Annotated in this window: 13 protein-coding genes; 7 read left to right on the top strand and 6 right to left on the bottom strand. The window is 71.3% G+C overall.

Going from position 1 to position 15,138, the window contains the following annotated elements; all coding sequences use genetic code 11:
* Genes B1H29_RS04385 through B1H29_RS04365 form a run of 5 tightly spaced genes read right to left on the bottom strand, consistent with a single transcriptional unit; the run spans window position 1 to window position 5,416 of the window.
* A complete protein-coding gene (locus B1H29_RS04385) occupies window positions 1-1,470 on the bottom strand; it encodes a phosphotransferase (protein ID WP_055421014.1) in 1,470 nt (489 codons plus the stop codon).
* A 7-nt stretch (window positions 1,471-1,477) separates the two neighbouring features.
* Window positions 1,478-2,278, bottom strand: a complete 801-nt coding sequence (locus B1H29_RS04380; protein WP_055421015.1) for an ABC transporter permease — start codon at window positions 2,276-2,278, stop codon at window positions 1,478-1,480.
* Window positions 2,275-3,084: an ABC transporter permease gene (locus tag B1H29_RS04375; protein ID WP_055421016.1), complete on the bottom strand. Its 810-nt coding sequence runs from the start codon at window positions 3,082-3,084 to the stop codon at window positions 2,275-2,277. Before B1H29_RS04375 ends, B1H29_RS04380 begins: the two co-directional genes overlap by 4 nt.
* The gene (locus B1H29_RS04370; protein ID WP_055421017.1) at window positions 3,081-4,127 is read right to left on the bottom strand and encodes an ABC transporter ATP-binding protein; all 1,047 of its coding nucleotides are present in this window, start codon (window positions 4,125-4,127) and stop codon (window positions 3,081-3,083) included. Before B1H29_RS04370 ends, B1H29_RS04375 begins: the two co-directional genes overlap by 4 nt.
* Entirely contained in the window at window positions 4,124-5,416 is a 1,293-nt protein-coding gene (locus tag B1H29_RS04365; RefSeq protein WP_055421018.1) for an aspartate aminotransferase family protein, read from the bottom strand. The genes B1H29_RS04370 and B1H29_RS04365 overlap by 4 nt, the downstream gene beginning before the upstream one ends.
* A gap of 259 nt (window positions 5,417-5,675) precedes the next feature.
* Here B1H29_RS04365 and B1H29_RS04360 point away from each other — a divergent pair, with 259 nt between their 5' ends.
* Window positions 5,676-6,743: a glucose-1-phosphate thymidylyltransferase gene (locus B1H29_RS04360; RefSeq protein ID WP_055421019.1), complete on the top strand. Its 1,068-nt coding sequence runs from the start codon at window positions 5,676-5,678 to the stop codon at window positions 6,741-6,743.
* Complete coding sequence (rfbB, locus tag B1H29_RS04355; protein WP_055421020.1) at window positions 6,740-7,717, top strand: dTDP-glucose 4,6-dehydratase; 978 nt, start codon at window positions 6,740-6,742, stop codon at window positions 7,715-7,717. The genes B1H29_RS04360 and rfbB overlap by 4 nt, the downstream gene beginning before the upstream one ends.
* A gap of 70 nt (window positions 7,718-7,787) precedes the next feature.
* Here the strand turns inward: rfbB and B1H29_RS04350 are convergent, their stop codons facing one another.
* Window positions 7,788-8,828, bottom strand: coding sequence for a LacI family DNA-binding transcriptional regulator (locus B1H29_RS04350; RefSeq protein ID WP_055421021.1), 1,041 nt, complete (start codon window positions 8,826-8,828; stop codon window positions 7,788-7,790).
* 258 nt (window positions 8,829-9,086) lie between these two features.
* On the opposite strand from B1H29_RS04350, the gene B1H29_RS04345 reads away from it, so the two are divergent.
* Genes B1H29_RS04345 through B1H29_RS04325 form a run of 5 tightly spaced genes read left to right on the top strand, consistent with a single transcriptional unit; the run spans window position 9,087 to window position 15,050 of the window.
* A complete protein-coding gene (locus tag B1H29_RS04345; protein WP_055421022.1) occupies window positions 9,087-10,361 on the top strand; it encodes an extracellular solute-binding protein in 1,275 nt (424 codons plus the stop codon).
* A gap of 26 nt (window positions 10,362-10,387) precedes the next feature.
* Entirely contained in the window at window positions 10,388-11,410 is a 1,023-nt protein-coding gene (locus B1H29_RS04340; RefSeq protein ID WP_079160011.1) for a carbohydrate ABC transporter permease, read from the top strand.
* Window positions 11,407-12,291 carry a sugar ABC transporter permease gene (locus B1H29_RS04335; RefSeq protein ID WP_107095373.1) on the top strand — a complete coding sequence of 295 codons (885 nt, stop codon included), beginning with the start codon at window positions 11,407-11,409 and terminating at the stop codon, window positions 12,289-12,291. The genes B1H29_RS04340 and B1H29_RS04335 overlap by 4 nt, the downstream gene beginning before the upstream one ends.
* Before the next feature lie 27 nt (window positions 12,292-12,318).
* Window positions 12,319-14,004, top strand: a complete 1,686-nt coding sequence (locus B1H29_RS04330) for a glycoside hydrolase family 13 protein (RefSeq protein WP_055421023.1) — start codon at window positions 12,319-12,321, stop codon at window positions 14,002-14,004.
* Window positions 13,992-15,050 (top strand): LacI family DNA-binding transcriptional regulator, encoded by a 1,059-nt coding sequence (locus tag B1H29_RS04325; protein WP_107095374.1) that lies wholly within the window; start codon window positions 13,992-13,994, stop codon window positions 15,048-15,050. Before B1H29_RS04330 ends, B1H29_RS04325 begins: the two co-directional genes overlap by 13 nt.
* The last annotated feature ends 88 nt before the right edge of the window (window positions 15,051-15,138 follow it).

Below are 15,138 nucleotides of genomic sequence, written 5' to 3'. Positions count from 1 at the left end.
TCACGTCCTTGCGGGAAGGGTCGGGGCCGGGGTGCGGGCGCCGAGCGCGAGGGCGTGGCGCAGGTCGATCGCGGCGTGGTACGGGCGGGCGTGGTCGGTGTTGTAGGCGAGTTCGTGCAGCAGCCGGTCCAGGTACAGCAGCCGGCGCAGGGGGTCGTCCACCGTGCGTCCGAGGAGCAGCCGCAGCACGTGCGCCCGCCAGACGTCGGCGGCGTGGAAGACCGGGCGCAGTACGGCGCGCGGCCCGGGCGGCCAGTCGCCGGCGTCCTCCAGTGCCCCCCGCATCGTCTCCATGGAGTCGACGCCGAGGCGCCGCGCGCTCTCGAAGGCCGCCTCGTCGGCGGTGAAGTACTCCAGGGCGCGCTGGACGGCGACCAGGTCCTGGACCGGTGACTGCGCGGCCCAGCCCGCCTCGCCGGGGCCGAGGGCGGGGGTGGACAGGTCGATGACGTTCATCGACCAGCCTCCGTCGTCGCGCGGCCGGCACAGCAGGTGGGACAGGTGCAGGTCGCCGTGGCACGGCCCCGAGGGGAACCCCGCCGGGGCGGCGTCGAAGGCGCTCCGCAGCGCGGCGGTCTCCTGTCGCAGGGCCGCGAAGGCGGCGGTGCGCGGGGCCTCGGGCAGGTCGATGTCCGCCGAGGCCAGTGCGTCCGTGCGGGCGGTGGCCCGGGCCAGCATCTCCCGTACCGGGTACGGCGGTACGGGACCCCGGCCGAGCCGGCCGGCCAGGTCGCGGTGGAAGCCGGCCAGGAAGCGCCCGGCGTCGCGCAGGTTGTCCGCGAGCGGGCGCAGGTGTGCCCGCACGACGTCGTCGAGTGGGCCGGGGGCCCGTCCACCGGTCACCTTCGGCCACAGGGACCGCATGCTGTGTCTCAGCGGCAGGTCGATCCCGTCTCCGGGGGCGTACCGGTAGAACACGCCCAGCGGGCGGTGGGTGCCGTCCGCCGGGTCGACGTAGGCGTAGTCGCCCGCCCAGTCGGGGGTGCGGCCGGTCCCTTTCATCAGCCGCAGGAGTTCCGGCTCCCGGACGGTCTCGTCCAGCCGCCGGTAGGTCTTGTGGACGTAGGCCGTCCCGTCGTTCTCCACCAGGGACAGCACGTTGGAGGACCAGCCCCGGTCGAACGGCAGCCGGCGCACCGAGTGCGCGGTGAGTCCCGCGCCGCGGAAGAGCACCCGGCCGCCGCGGGCGGTGGGCAGCCGGCGTCCGGCGCAGACCGCGTCCAGCACGGCGGAGTCGAACTCGACGCTTCCGTGCGCCTCTTCGGCGCCGTGCCCCGTGGGTGAGGACCGCACCGGCACGAAGTAGCGCCGGCCCGACGCCGGCCCGCCGACGGCGGCCACGACCAGCAGGCGGGCGGTGGCGCCGAGGTCCGCGTGGTCGACGCACTCGAAGCGCTCGGCCCGCCGACCGTCCTCGGGTATCCACGGGGCGGTGCGCAGTAGGGGGCCCAGATCGTCGTTTCTCAACATGCCAGGCTCAACTCCCGGTCATTTCGTAGCGGTTGACGCCGCGGCGCCAGACGGTCAGCGCGAGGGCCAGGGCGCCGGCGGTCACCACGGGCAGCCAGCCGAGCAGGCCGGTCTCGCCGCTCAGCAGGTAGACGCAGGGCACGTAGGCGGTGAAGGCGAAGGGCAGGACCCAGGTGAGCAGGGCCTTGAGCGAGGGGTGGTAGATGTCCAGGGGGTAGGCGGAGAACTCCGACACCTGGTTGGCCGCGTACATCGCGGGCATGCTCGTCACCGTCCAGAAGGACAGGGAGGCGAAGAGCAGCTTCACCGAGGTGTGCAGCAGCGCCCCGCACAGCACCAGCACGGGCGCCAGCAGCCACTGCACGGGGCTGAGCGACAGGCCGAGCTCGCTCCCCGCGTACCCCACCAGGACGGCGCCGACGACGAGTTCGCCGAGCCCGTCGGGGTGGAAGAAGCGCTCCGACAGCAAGGAGAACAGCGGGTCGACCGGCCGGACGAGGTAGCGGTAGAACTCTCCGCGCTGGACCAGTTTGCGGCCCAGTTCCCACAACTGGTCGGTGAAGAGGTGGTCGAGCCCGCGCGGCAGCAGGGAGAACCCCAGCAGGAACAGCACCTCGTGGTACGACCAGCCGCCCACGGCGGGGACCTGCCGGAAGACGAGGCCGACGACCGCCGTCTGGATGCCGACCCGCACCAGGAAGGCGCCCGCGCCGAGCACGAAGTCCATGCGGTACGTCGCCAGCCGGTGCAGGCCCACCCCACCCAGGAACCAGGCCAGCCGCAGGTACCGCGTCATGGTGCGCGTCATCCGCCGAGCACCTCCAGCCGTCCCAGGGCGGTGCGCCACAGCGCGGCGCACAGCAGCGACAGCCCCACTGCCCAGGCCAGTTGCTGGGCGACCAGCCCAGCGGCCTCCGCCCAGCCGTCGTAGCGGCCGAGCAGCAGGGTCAGAGGACTGTCGATCATTCCGCGGAAGGGCAGGGCCTTCGCGAGCGCGGCCAGCGGGCCCGGCATCAGCGCGAGCGGCACGAGCTGTCCGGCGAAGAAGGCGACGACGCTCTGCTTGACCATCCGCACGCCCCAGGTGTTGGTGGTGAGGAAACCGGTCATGCCGGTCAGCAGGTTCACGCAGAACGCCAGCAGCACCGACAGGACGGTGGAGACGGTGAACAGCAGCAGGTCCGCCGGCCGGGGCGCGGTGAGCGGGACGAGCAGCGTGAACAGGCCGAGGACCGGCAGGCCGACCAGGACGGCGTTGGCCCCCACCACGGGCAGGCAGGCGAAGAACCGCATCACCGGGTAGCTGACGGGGCGCACCAGCATGACCGCGACGTCACCCCGGTACACCTCGGCCGCGACCTCGTCGTCCACCCGGTTGGTGTGCAGCACCTGCAGGATCTGGGCCACCAGCAGGTAGGTGGTGATGTCCTCCACGGTGAAGCCGCCGGGTCCGCGGCCGGGTGTGCCCGCGTACACGGCGCGCCACAGGAAGACGGTCACCGCCGCGCCGGCGGCCGCGGTCATCGCGGTCATCGCGAACATCGAGCGGTACTGCAGCAGGGACTGCAGGCCGCTGGTGGCGAACGGCGTGTAGCGGCGCAGGCGGGCGGTCATGCGGCACCGTCAGGTGTACGGCCGGCCCCGTCGGGTGTGTCGCCGGGAACGCGTGCGCGGCCGTAGATCTTGCGTAGCACGTCCTCCAGGCCGGGTTCGGGGGCGTACCAGTCGGCGAGGTCGAAGTGGTCCAGGAGGAAGGTGAGGACCTGTCGGGAGGTGTAGCGGCCGGTCGGGTAGTCGACGCGGATGCGGCCGCCGTCGTCCGGTGTGGCGCGCACGCCCGGCAGACCGGCCTCGATGCGGGCGCGGACGGTACCGGCCGCGGTGCCGTCCCGGTGGTCGAAGACGACCGAGCGGTGGTCGGCGGTGCGCAGCAGGTCCTTCAGGGTCCCCTGGTGGACGACCCGGCCGTGGTCGACGACCAGGGCGCTGTCGCAGATCGCGCCGATGTCGGCGATGTCGTGGCTGGTGAGCACCACGGTGGTGCCCAGCTCCCGATGGGCGCGGTTGACCAGGTGGCGCACCGCGTCCTTGAGTACCATGTCGAGGCCGATGGTGGGCTCGTCCCAGAACAGGACGGCGGGGTCGTGCAGCAGGCTCGCCGCGATCTCGGCGCGCATGCGCTGGCCGAGGCTCAGCTGCCGTACGGGGGTCGAACCCAGCGCGTCGATGTCGAGGAGCTCGCGGAACAGGCCGAGGTTGCGCCGGTAGACCGGCTCGGGGATGTCGTAGACGCGGCGCAGGATGCGGAAGGAGTCCGGCACCGACAGGTCCCACCACAGCTGGCTGCGCTGGCCGAAGACGACGCCGATGGTGCGGGCGTTGCGCTGCCGGTGGCGGTACGGCTCCAGGCCGGCGACCGTGCAGCGGCCGGAGGTGGGGGTCATGATGCCGGTCAGCATCTTGATCGTGGTCGACTTGCCGGCTCCGTTGGCGCCGATGTAGGCCGTCTTGGTGCCGGCCGGTATCTCGAAGGAGACGTCGTCGACCGCGCGCACCACGCGGTGGCGGCGGGTGAGGAGGGTGGAGAGGCTGCCGAGCAGGCCGGGTTTGCGTTCGGCCAGCCGGAACTCCTTGACGAGGTGCTCCGCCACGATCACGCGATCACCCGTTCGAGGGCCTTCTCCAACAGCCGCAGACCCTCCTCGAGCAGCGCCTCGTCGAGGGTGAACGGCGGGGCCAGGCGCAGGACGTGGCCTCCGAGGGAGGTGCGCAGTCCCAGGTCCAGGGCCGTGGTGTAGACGGCCCGGGCCGTCTCCGGCGCGGGTGTGCGGGAGGCGGGGTCGGTGACGAACTCCAGGCCCCACAGCAGCCCGAGGCCGCGCACTTGGCCCAGCCGGTCGAAGCGGGACTCCAGGACGCGCAGCCGGTCCTCCATGATCTCGCCGAGGACGCGTACGCGGTCGATCAGCCGGTCGCGCTCGACGACCTCGAGCGTGGCGCGGGCGGCGGCGATGCCCAGCGGGTTGCTCGCGTACGTCGATGCGTACGCCCCCGAGGTGGCCGCTTCCGGCCTGCGCAGCAGCTCCGCACGGCCGGCGAGAACGGCGAAGGGGAACCCGCTCGCGGTGCCCTTGGACAGCATCGCCAGGTCCGGTTCGACGCCGAGGAGGTCACTGGCGAGGAAGGCCCCCGTGCGTCCGCCGCCGGTGAGCACCTCGTCCGCGACGAGCAGGACGCCGCCCTCCCGGCAGGCGTCCGCGATGCGTTCCCAGTAACCCGGCGGCGGCACGATGACCCCCGCCGCGCCGAGGACGGGTTCGAAGACCAGCGCGGAGACGTTGGGCTTCTCGGCGATGTGCCGGCGCACCAGCGTCGCGCAGCGCACGTCGCACGACGGGTACTCCAGCCCCAGGGGGCAGCGGTAGCAGTAAGGGCTGTAGCCCAGCACGCTGTTGCCGCTGAACGCCTGGTGGCCGATGTCCCAGTGCACGAGCATCCTGGCCCCCATGGTCTTGCCGTGGAAGCCGTGCCGCAGGGCGCCGATCCGGTTGCGTCCCGGCGGCGCGGTCGCCTGGACGACCCGCAGCGCGGCCTCGACCACCTCCGCGCCGGTGGAGAAGAACGCGTAGGTGTCGAGCCGCTCGGGCAGCAGCCTGGCGAGCAGGTCCAGCAGGTCGGCGCGGTCCGGAGTGGCGCTGTCGTGGACGTTCCACAGACGGCGGGCCTGGGCGGAGAGCGCCTCGACCACCTCCGGGTGCCCGTGGCCCAGGGACTGCGTGAGGGTGCCGGCGGCGAAGTCGAGGTACTGGTTGCCGTCGAGGTCGGTCAGCACGGGACCGTGCCCCTCGGCGAACACCCGGCGTCCGTGAACGGCTTCCTCGGAAGCGCCCGGCGCCAGATGCCGGGCCTCCCGTGCCAGGTGCTGGGTCTGCCGTAAACCTGTCATCGCTGTCCCTGCTCGTCGGACCGGCTGTACGCGATCACCGGCGAACTGCGGTGTGACACACCACGGTTGGCGGTTCGGCTTGAGTCAAACACTTGAACACAGATGACTGCAAGACCTTGCGGATCGTTTCAGAAAGTGGTTGCGAGGGGGCACGGCAGTCTGCTTGAGTCGATGTGCCCACGGCGATGCCACGCCTCTCATGCGAGGAGAGACCTGTGAGAAAACGCCCCCCGACCGGTCCGCCCCCGCGGAGGCCGAGGTGAAGGCCCTGGTCCTGGCAGGCGGAACCGGCAGCAGACTGAGGCCGTTCACGCACACCGGCGCCAAGCATCTGCTCCCCATCGCCAACAGACCCGTGCTGTTCTACGCGCTGGACTCCCTCGCCGCGGCGGGCATCCGGGAAGTCGGCGTCGTCGTGGGGTCGCACGGCCGCGAGATCCGCGAACTGACCGGCGACGGGACAGAGTTCGGGTTACGCATCACCTACCTGCAACAGTCCCGCCCGCTCGGCCTCGCGCACGCGGTGCGCATCGCCCGCGACTTCCTCGGTGACGACGACTTCCTGCTGTACCTGGGCGACAACTACCTCCCGCAGGGGGTCACCGACTTCGTGCGTCTTGCCGCCGCCGATGCCGCGGCGGCCCGGCTGCTGCTGACCCCCGTGGCGGACCCCTCCGCGTTCGGAGTCGCGGAGGTCGACGCCGAAGGGAACGTGCTGCGCCTGGAGGAGAAGCCCGACACTCCGCGCAGCGCGCTCGCCCTCATCGGCGTGTACGCCTTCAGCCCGGCCGTGCACGAGGCGGTGCGCGCCATCACCCCCTCGGCACGCGGCGAGCTGGAGATCACCCACGCCGTGCAGTGGATGGTCGACCAAGGGTTGCGCGTGCGCGCCGAGACCACCACCCGGCCCTGGCGCGACACCGGCAGCGCGGAGGACATGCTGGAGGTCAACCGCCACGTCCTCGACGGGCTGGAGGGCCGGATCGAGGGCAAGGTCGACGCGCACAGCACGCTGATCGGCCGAGTCCGGGTGGCCGAGGGCGCGGTGGTGCGCGGGTCACGCGTCGTCGGCCCGGTGGTCATCGGCGCGGGCGCCGTCGTCAGCAACTCCAACGTCGGCCCGTACACCTCCATCGGGGAGGACTGCCGGGTCGAGGACAGTGCCGTCGAGTACTCCGTCCTGCTGCGCGGCGCGCAGGTCGAGGGGGCGTCCCGCATCGAGGCGTCCCTCATCGGCCGCGGCGCCGTCGTGGGCCCCGCTCCCCGTCTTCCGCAAGCTCACCGCCTGGTGATCGGCGACCACAGCAAGGTGTACCTCACCCCATGAACGCAGCGATCCTCGTCACCGGCGGGGCGGGTTTCATCGGCTCCGCCTACGTCCGCTACCTCCTGTCACCCCGAGGACCCGGGGGCACGGCGGTGACCGTCCTCGACAAACTCACCTACGCCGGCAGCCTCGCACGCCTCCACGCGGTGCGCGACCACCCCGACCTCACCTTCGTCCAGGGCGACGTGTGCGACGCGTCCCTGGTGGACGCGCTGGCCCGACGCCACGACCAGATCGTGCACTTCGCCGCCGAGTCGCACGTCGACCGTTCCATCGCCGACGGCGGCGCCTTCACCCGCACCAATGTGCTGGGCACGCAGGTGCTGCTCGACGCCGCACTCCGCCACGGCGTGGGCACCTTCGTGCACGTCTCCACCGACGAGGTGTACGGCTCCCTCCCCCAGGGGGCCGCCAAGGAGAGCGATCCCCTGCGGCCCACCTCGCCGTACGCGGCGTCGAAGGCGGCCTCGGACCTGATCGCCCTGGCCCATCACCGCACGCACGGACTGGATGTCCGGGTGACCCGCTGCTCGAACAATTTCGGGCCCCGTCAGCACCCGGAGAAGCTCATCCCGCGCTTCCTGGCCCGCCTGCTGTCCGGCGGCACCGTCCCGCTCTACGGCGACGGACGGTACGAGCGCGACTGGCTGTACGTCGACGACCACGTCCGGGCCGTCGAACTCGTCCGCGTGTCGGGCCGGCCGGGGGAGGTCTACAACATCGGGGGCGGCACCTCGCTGTCCAACCTGCAGCTCACGCACCGGCTGCTCGCCCTGTGCGGAGCGGTCCCGGAGCGGATCGAACACGTCGAGGACCGCAAGGGGCACGACCGGCGCTACGCGGTCGACCACAGCAAGATCACCGCCGAACTCGGATACCGGCCCCGCACCGACTTCGCGGCCGCCCTGGCCGAGACCGCCCAGTGGTACGAGCGCCACGCGGACTGGTGGCGTCCGCTGCTCGCGTCCGCGTGACGCCGGGCCGGACCGGGACCACGGGGCCTCGGCCGCCCCGGCGTGTGGTGTCCGGGTGGGGGCCGGCGGGTCAGTGCCGGTCCGGCGGCGGGCGCCGGCCGTCTCGCGGAGTGGCGGCGGTGGACCCCCGGACCACCAGTTCCGGCATGAGGACGAACTCGGTGCGCGGCGGCGGCGTTCCGGACATCTCCTCCAGCAGCGCGTCCACGGCGATCTGCCCCATCGCCTTGACGGGCTGTCTGATCGTGGTCAGCGGAGGGTCGGTGAAGGCGATGAGCGGCGAGTCGTCGAAGCCGACGACCGAGAGGTCGCCGGGAACCGCAAGGCCCCTCTGGCGCGCGGTCCGGACAGCGCCGAGGGCCATCATGTCGCTGGCGCACACGACAGCCGTGCACCCCCTGTCGATCAGCGCGGACGTCGCTGCCTGGCCCCCTTCCAGAGAGAACAGCGAGTGCTGGATCAGTTCCCCGGCCTCCTGCGCGGACAGCCCCAGGTGCTCGTGCATACCGACGCGGAAGCCCTCGATCTTGCGCTGGACCGGCACGAAGCGCTCCGGTCCGAGCGCGAGCCCGATGCGCTCGTGTCCCAGCTCGGCCAGATGCGCCACGGCCAGACGCATGGCGGCCCGGTCGTCCGGGGAGACGAACGGCGCCTCGATCAAGGGGGAGAACCCGTTGACGAGCACGAAGGGCACCCGCTGCCGGTGCAGCCGGTCGTAACGTCCGGTGTCTGCGGTGGTGTCGGCGTGCAGCCCGGAGACGAAGACGATGCCGGCCACCCCGCGGCCCACGAGCATCCCGGTGAGTTCGTCCTCGGTCGAACCCCCCGGCGTCTGCGTGGCCAGGACGGGCGTGTAACCCCGGCGCGTGAGCGCCTGCCCCATCACTTCGGCCAGCGCGGGGAAGACGGGATTGTCCAGCTCCGGTGTGATCAGGCCGACCAGCTCCGCACGCCGCTGCCGTGACGGGTACTCGTACCCCAGCGTGTCGAGTGCGGCGAGCACGGAGTCGCGGGTGTCCGTGGCCACACCGCGCGCGCCGTTGAGCACGCGGCTGACCGTGGCCTTGCTGACGCCCGCCTGGGCTGCGATGTCGGCGAGCCGCATGGTCATGGCAGGGCACTTTACCCGCTGGCCACCGCTGTGCCCACTGCGTGGGGAAAACGACGGGGCCGCGCAGTACGCCTGTTCATCGTCCGCGCAATGGCTGTCCGCACAATGGCTGAAAAGACTTGCAGCAAATTACCGCAACGTCTTTCGGTGTTCTTTCGTCCCTGTTACGTTCCTGGCAACCCCGGCGCCGCGCAGGAGCGGTTGGCGTGAGGCCTCGCCGCCTCCGCCCAATTCCGGGAAGAAACAGGGGAGTTCACAATGCGGCGTGGCATTGCGGCCACCGCGCTGGTCGCGGCTCTGGCCATGACGGCATCGGCATGTGGCGGGGACGACGACGGCCGGAACGGTGCCGGCGGGGGCAACGGGGAGCTGTCGGGAACCGTCACCTTCTGGGACACCTCCAACGAGGCGGAGAAGGCGACGTACCAGGCCCTCGCGGAACGTTTCGAGAAGGAACACCCGAAGGTCGACGTCAAGTACGTCAACGTGCCGTTCGGTGAGGCGAACGCCAAGTTCAAGAACGCGGCGGGCGGCAACTCCGGTGCCCCGGACGTGATGCGCACGGAGGTGGCCTGGGTCGCGGACTTCGCCAGCATCGGCTACCTCGCCCCGCTCGACGGCACGGCCGCCCTCGACGACGCGTCGGACTACCTCCCGCAGGCCGCGGCCAGCACGAAGTACGAGGGGAAGACCTACGCGGTCCCGCAGGTGATCGACACCCTGGCGCTCTTCTACAACAAGGAGTTGCTGAAGAAGGCCGGCGTCCCGGCACCCGCCTCCGTCGCCGAGCTGAAGACGGCCGCCACCAGGATCAAGGAGAAGACCGGCGCGACCGGCCTCTACCTGCGGGGCGACGACCCGTACTGGTTCCTGCCCTACCTCTACGGCGAGGGCGGCGATCTGGTCGACGAGAAGAACAAGACCGTCACCATCGACGACGAGCCCGGTGTGAAGGCGTACCGGATCCTCAAGGACCTGGTGGACAGCGAAGCGGCCATCACGGACGCGTCCGACGGCTGGAACAACATGCAGAACGCCTTCAAGTCGGGCAAGGTCGCCATGATGCTCAACGGTCCGTGGGCCATCGAGGACGTCAAGGCGGGAGCCCGGTTCAAGGATCCCGCCAACCTCGGAGTGGCCCCCGTCCCGGCCGGCAGCGCCGGCCAGGGATCACCTCAGGGCGGGTGGAACCTGTCGGTGTACGCCGGCTCGAAGAACCTCGACGCCTCCTACGCCTTCGTGAAGTACATGAGCTCCGCCAAGGTGCAGCAGGAGACCACCGAGAAGCTGAGCCTGCTCCCCACCCGCACCTCCGTATACGAGGTGCCGGCCGTCGCGGAGAACGAGATGGTGAGGTTCTTCAAGCCGGCGGTCGACAAGGCCGTGGAGCGGCCGTGGATCGCCCAGGGCAACGCCCTCTTCGAGCCCGTCCGGCTGCAGATGGCCAACGTGCTGGCCGGCAAGACCAGCCCGGAGAAGGCGGCGTCGAGCACCGGCGACGCCTACCGCAAGCTGCTCAAGGACTACAAGTAGGCCACGGGAAGGCGGACCGACGACCCATGGCTGTCGAGACCGGCCAGTCGGTGACGAAGGCCGGGGGCACACAGGGTGCCCCCGGCCGGGCTCACCGCACCGGCCACAAGAACCCCAGGACCCCGGGGCGTCTGCACAGGGCCCTGGCCACCCACTGGTACGCCTGGAGCATGGTCGCCCCCGTGGTGGCCGTGATCGGCGTGATCATCGGATACCCCCTCGCGCGCGGCGTCTGGCTGTCCTTCACCGACGCCAACGAGGCCAACGTCGAGCGCACCATCGGTGTCAACCACATCCCCGCGACGTACGAGCACGTGGGACTCGCCAACTACCGGGCGATCCTCAGTGACGGAGTCTTCTGGGACCGGCTCGGCTGGACCGTGGTGTGGACGGTCAGCTGCGTGGCGCTCTCCTTCGCCCTCGGGCTGGCCCTGGCCGTCATGCTCAACCGCACCTTCAAGGGCCGCACCCTGTACCGCACGGCCCTGGTCCTGCCCTGGGCGGTGCCGGCGTTCGTCTCCGTGTTCACCTGGCGCCTGCTGTTCAACGAACGCAGCGGCCTGTTCAACGAACTGCTCACCGGCGCCGGGTTCGACGGGATCTCCTGGCTGAACGACCCCACCTGGGCGAAGATCTCCGTCATCGCGGTGAACGTCTGGGTGGGCGTGCCGTTCATGCTCATCGCCCTCCTCGGCGGCCTGCAGTCCATCCCCGGAGACCTCTACGAAGCCGCGGAGATGGACGGGGCGAGCCCCTGGCAGCGCTTCCGCCACATCACCCTGCCCGGACTGCGGTCCGTCTCGAGCACGGTCGTCCTGCTCAGCACCATCTGGACCTTCAACATGTTCCCGGTGATCTTCCTGCTGACCCGGGGCGGCCCGGGCGACGCCACCGAGATCCTGGTGACGTACGCCTACCGCCTGTCCTTCGTCATCAGCCCGCGGGACTACTCCACGTCCGCCGCCTGGGGCGTGCTGATCCTGCTCCTCCTGACCCTCGTCACCGCGGCCTACCGCCGCGCACTGCGCAAGCAGGGAGACACCTGGTGACCGACACGACCACGCGCACCCCCGTACGCACCGAGCAGCCGGCCCCCGCGCGCAAGCGCGGCGAGCGCGGCCCGCTGGCCTCGCTCGGACTGCACCTGACCCTGCTGGCCGCCTCCGTCGTCGCGGTCCTCCCCCCGCTGTGGCTGCTGGCCACCTCCTTCAAACCGAAGACCGACGCGTTCGACACCTCGCTCGTCAAGGACTTCACGCTCGGCAACTACAGCCATGTCGTACGCGACACCGACTTCCTGTCCTGGCTGCAGAACTCGCTGGTGGTCGTCGGACTGACCACGCTGATCGGCGTCTTCATCTCCGCCACCACGGGCTACGCGGTGAGCCGTTTCCGCTTCCCCGGCATGCGCCCCCTGATGTGGATGCTCCTGCTCACCCAGATGTTCCCGGTCGCGGTGCTCATCGTGCCGCTGTACAACCTGCTCGCCGGCCTCGGGCTGCTCAACCAGCCGGTCGGACTGGTCGTCACCTACCTCACCGTCGCCGTGCCGTTCTGCGCCTGGATGATGAAGGGCTACTTCGACGGCATCCCGGTCGAGATCGACGAAGCCGGCCGGGTCGACGGACTCAGCCCGTTCGGCACGTTCTGGCGGCTGGTGCTGCCCCTGGCCAAGCCGGGGCTCGCCGTCACCGCCTTCTACACCTTCATCACCGGCTGGGGCGAGGTGGCCTACGCGTCCGCCTTCATGACCGGCGAGGAGAACCTCACGCTCGCCGGAGGCCTCCAGACGTTCGTCAACCAGTACACGAGCGACTGGGGCGCGCTGACCGCGGCCGCCGTGATTATCGCGGTCCCCGCCGCGATCGTCTTCGGACTCGTCCAGCGGCATCTCGTCTCCGGCCTGACCGCAGGCGCCACCAAGTCCTGACCGTCTCCCAACGCAGGCAGGAGAACCATGACCCAGTACCTTGCCGAACCCGGCACCCGTACCCGACCTTCCAGTCCCGGCGAGCGTCCGGGCTGGTGGCGAGAGGCCGTGATCTACCAGGTCTATCCCCGCAGCTTCGCCGACAGCGACGGCGACGGGGTGGGCGACCTCCAGGGCATCCGCTCCCGGCTGCCGTACCTGAGGGACCTCGGCGTCGACGCCGTCTGGCTCAGCCCCTTCTACGTCTCGCCCCAGGCCGACGGCGGTTACGACGTCGCCGACTACCGGGCCGTCGACCCCGTGTTCGGCACGCTGCTCGACGCGGACGAACTGATCCGCGACGCGCACGCCCTGAGGCTGCGCGTGATCGTCGACGTGGTCCCCAACCACTGTTCGGACCAGCACGACTGGTTCCAGCGCGCCTTGCGCGAGGGCCCCGGCTCCCCGCTGCGCGACCGCTTCCACTTCCGGCCGGGACGCGGAACCGCCGGCGAGGCTCCCCCCAACGACTGGGAGTCCATCTTCGGCGGCCCCGCCTGGACGCGCACGAAGAACCCGGACGGCACACCGGGGGAGTGGTACCTCCACCTCTTCGCTCCCGAGCAGCCCGATTTCAACTGGGACAACCCTGCCGTGCGGGACGAGTTCCGCTCCGTCCTGCGCTACTGGCTCGACATGGGCGTCGACGGCTTCCGCGTCGACGTCGCCCACGGCCTGGTCAAGGCCGCGGGGCTGCCCGACATGGGGCGCACCGGGCAGCTGCACCTGCTGGGCACCCAGCCCCTGCCCTTCTTCGACCAGGACGGCGTGCACGAGATCTACCGCTCCTGGCGCAGGATCCTGGACGAGTACCCGGGAGAGCGCGTCGGCGTCGCCGAGGCGTGGACACCGAGCGCCGAGCGCACGGCCAACTACCTGCGGGCGGACGAGCTGCACCAGGCGTTCAACTTCAACTACCTGGGAGCCGGCTGGGACGCCGGCGCCCTGCGCCGGGCCATCGACGAATGCCTCGACGCCATGCGCCCGGTGGGCGCGCCCAGCACCTGGGTGCTGTCCAACCACGACGTCGTCCGGCACACCACCCGCCTCGCCGTGGACGGTCCCGAGCAGGGGGTGCGCCGAGCCCGCGCGGCGACGCTGCTGATGCTGGCCCTGCCCGGGTCCGCCTACCTCTACCAGGGTGAGGAACTCGGCCTGCCGGAGGTGACCGACCTGCCGGACGAGGTGCGGCAGGACCCCTCGTTCTTCCGGGACAACGGGCAGGACGGGCTCCGGGACGGCTGCCGGGTGCCGATCCCGTGGTCGGGGACCGAGGCGCCGTACGGCTTCGGACCCGTCGAGGGCGGACCGAGCTGGCTGCCGCAGCCGGCGAGCTGGAGGCACCTGTCGGTCGAGGCGCAGTCCGGTGACCCGGGCTCGACGCTGGAGCTCTACCGCAGTGCCCTGGCACTGCGCCGGGAGCATCCCGCCCTGGGCGCCGGCGACGGCGTCGAGTGGCTGGAGGCCCCCGAGGGCGTCCTCGCCTTCCGCCGCACCGCGCGGGCCCCGGGCGACCGGGCCTGGGACGGCGATCTGGTCTGCACCGTCAACCTGACCGGTGCACCGGTGCGGTGGTCACCGCAGGGGCGGCCGCTGCTCAGCAGCTGCGAGCCGGTGACCGAGGGCGACGTGGCCGTGCTCCCCGCGGACAGCACTGTCTGGTGGGCGGTGTGACCCTCTCCCTGACGCGGGGTGCCGAGCACGGCACCCCGCGGCTCACCGACATCGCCGCGCAGGCCGGGGTGAGTGAGGCCACGGCGAGCCGCGTGCTCAACGGGAAACCCGGAGTCGCCCCCGCCACCCGGCGGCGGGTGGTGGCCGCACTCGACATACTCGGCTACGAGCGGCCCGTACGGCTGCGCCAGCGTAGTGCCGGCCTGATCGGGCTGGTGATCCCGGAGCTCACGAACCCGATCTTCCCGGCTTTCGCCCAGGTCATCGAGCAGGTGCTGGCCGGGCACGGATACACGCCCGTGCTGTGCACGCAGATGCCCGGCGGGTCCACCGAGGACGAACTGGTGGAGCAGATGGAGGACCGGGGCGTCACGGGCATCGTCTTCCTGTCCGGGCTGCACGCGGACACGACGGCCGACCCGGTCCGGTACCACAAACTCGCCTCCCGAGGACTGCCGTTCGTTCTGGTGAACGGCTACAACGAGCGCATCACGGCGTCCTTCGTGTCGTCCGACGACCGGTCCGCGGTACGGATGGCGGTGCGGCACCTGGCCGACCTGGGGCACACGCGGATCGGACTGGCCGTCGGCCCCACCCGTTTCGTGCCGTCGCGGCGCAAGGCCGAGGGCTTCCTCGCGGCCGTGCGCTCCTTCTGCGGGATGCGGGCGGAAGAGGCCGAAGCGCACATCGAGCGCACCCTGTTCACGGTGGAGGGAGGCCACGCGGCCGCTTCGGCGCTGCTGGATCGGGGGTGCACCGGCCTGGCCTGCGGCAGTGATCTGATGGCCCTGGGGGCGATCCGCGCGGTGCGCGAACGAGGCCTGTCGGTTCCGCACGACGTCTCGGTGATCGGGTTCGACGACTCTCCGCTGATCCCGTTCACCGACCCACCGCTCACCACCGTGCGTCAGCCGGTGCAGGCGATGGCGACCGCGGCGGTGGGGGCGCTGCTGGAGGAGGTCGGCGGAACCCCCGTGCAGCGGACCGAGTTCGTCTTCCAGCCGGAGCTGGTCGTGCGCGGTTCCACGGCGCGGCGCGGCGGGTGAGCGCACCGGCCCGGGGGAGAGGCTCCGCAGCCGGCCCGGTCGGGGCTGCGGGGCGGCATGAAGGCTGCGGAGCCCCGGCTGGAGCCCG

The sequence above is a fragment of the Streptomyces pactum genome, assembly GCF_002005225.1.
GTDB classification, from domain to species: Bacteria; Actinomycetota; Actinomycetes; order Streptomycetales; family Streptomycetaceae; genus Streptomyces; species Streptomyces pactum_A.
The sequence above is the reverse complement of the archived record's forward strand: the minus strand, read 5'-3'. Positions and strand labels throughout refer to the sequence as shown.

Excerpts from the sequence above, each read along its gene's own strand:
- B1H29_RS04350 (WP_055421021.1), bottom strand. The coding sequence starts at position 8,828 with ATGACCATGCGGCTCGCCGACATCGCAGCCCAGGCGGGCGTCAGCAAG.
- B1H29_RS04330 (WP_055421023.1), top strand. The coding sequence starts at position 12,319 with ATGACCCAGTACCTTGCCGAACCCGGCACCCGTACCCGACCTTCCAGT.
- B1H29_RS04345 (WP_055421022.1), top strand. The coding sequence starts at position 9,087 with ATGCGGCGTGGCATTGCGGCCACCGCGCTGGTCGCGGCTCTGGCCATG.
- B1H29_RS04385 (WP_055421014.1), bottom strand. The coding sequence starts at position 1,470 with ATGTTGAGAAACGACGATCTGGGCCCCCTACTGCGCACCGCCCCGTGG.
- B1H29_RS04380 (WP_055421015.1), bottom strand. The coding sequence starts at position 2,278 with ATGACGCGCACCATGACGCGGTACCTGCGGCTGGCCTGGTTCCTGGGT.
- B1H29_RS04365 (WP_055421018.1), bottom strand. The coding sequence starts at position 5,416 with ATGACAGGTTTACGGCAGACCCAGCACCTGGCACGGGAGGCCCGGCAT.
- rfbB (WP_055421020.1), top strand. The coding sequence starts at position 6,740 with ATGAACGCAGCGATCCTCGTCACCGGCGGGGCGGGTTTCATCGGCTCC.
- B1H29_RS04340 (WP_079160011.1), top strand. The coding sequence starts at position 10,388 with ATGGCTGTCGAGACCGGCCAGTCGGTGACGAAGGCCGGGGGCACACAG.
- B1H29_RS04375 (WP_055421016.1), bottom strand. The coding sequence starts at position 3,084 with ATGACCGCCCGCCTGCGCCGCTACACGCCGTTCGCCACCAGCGGCCTG.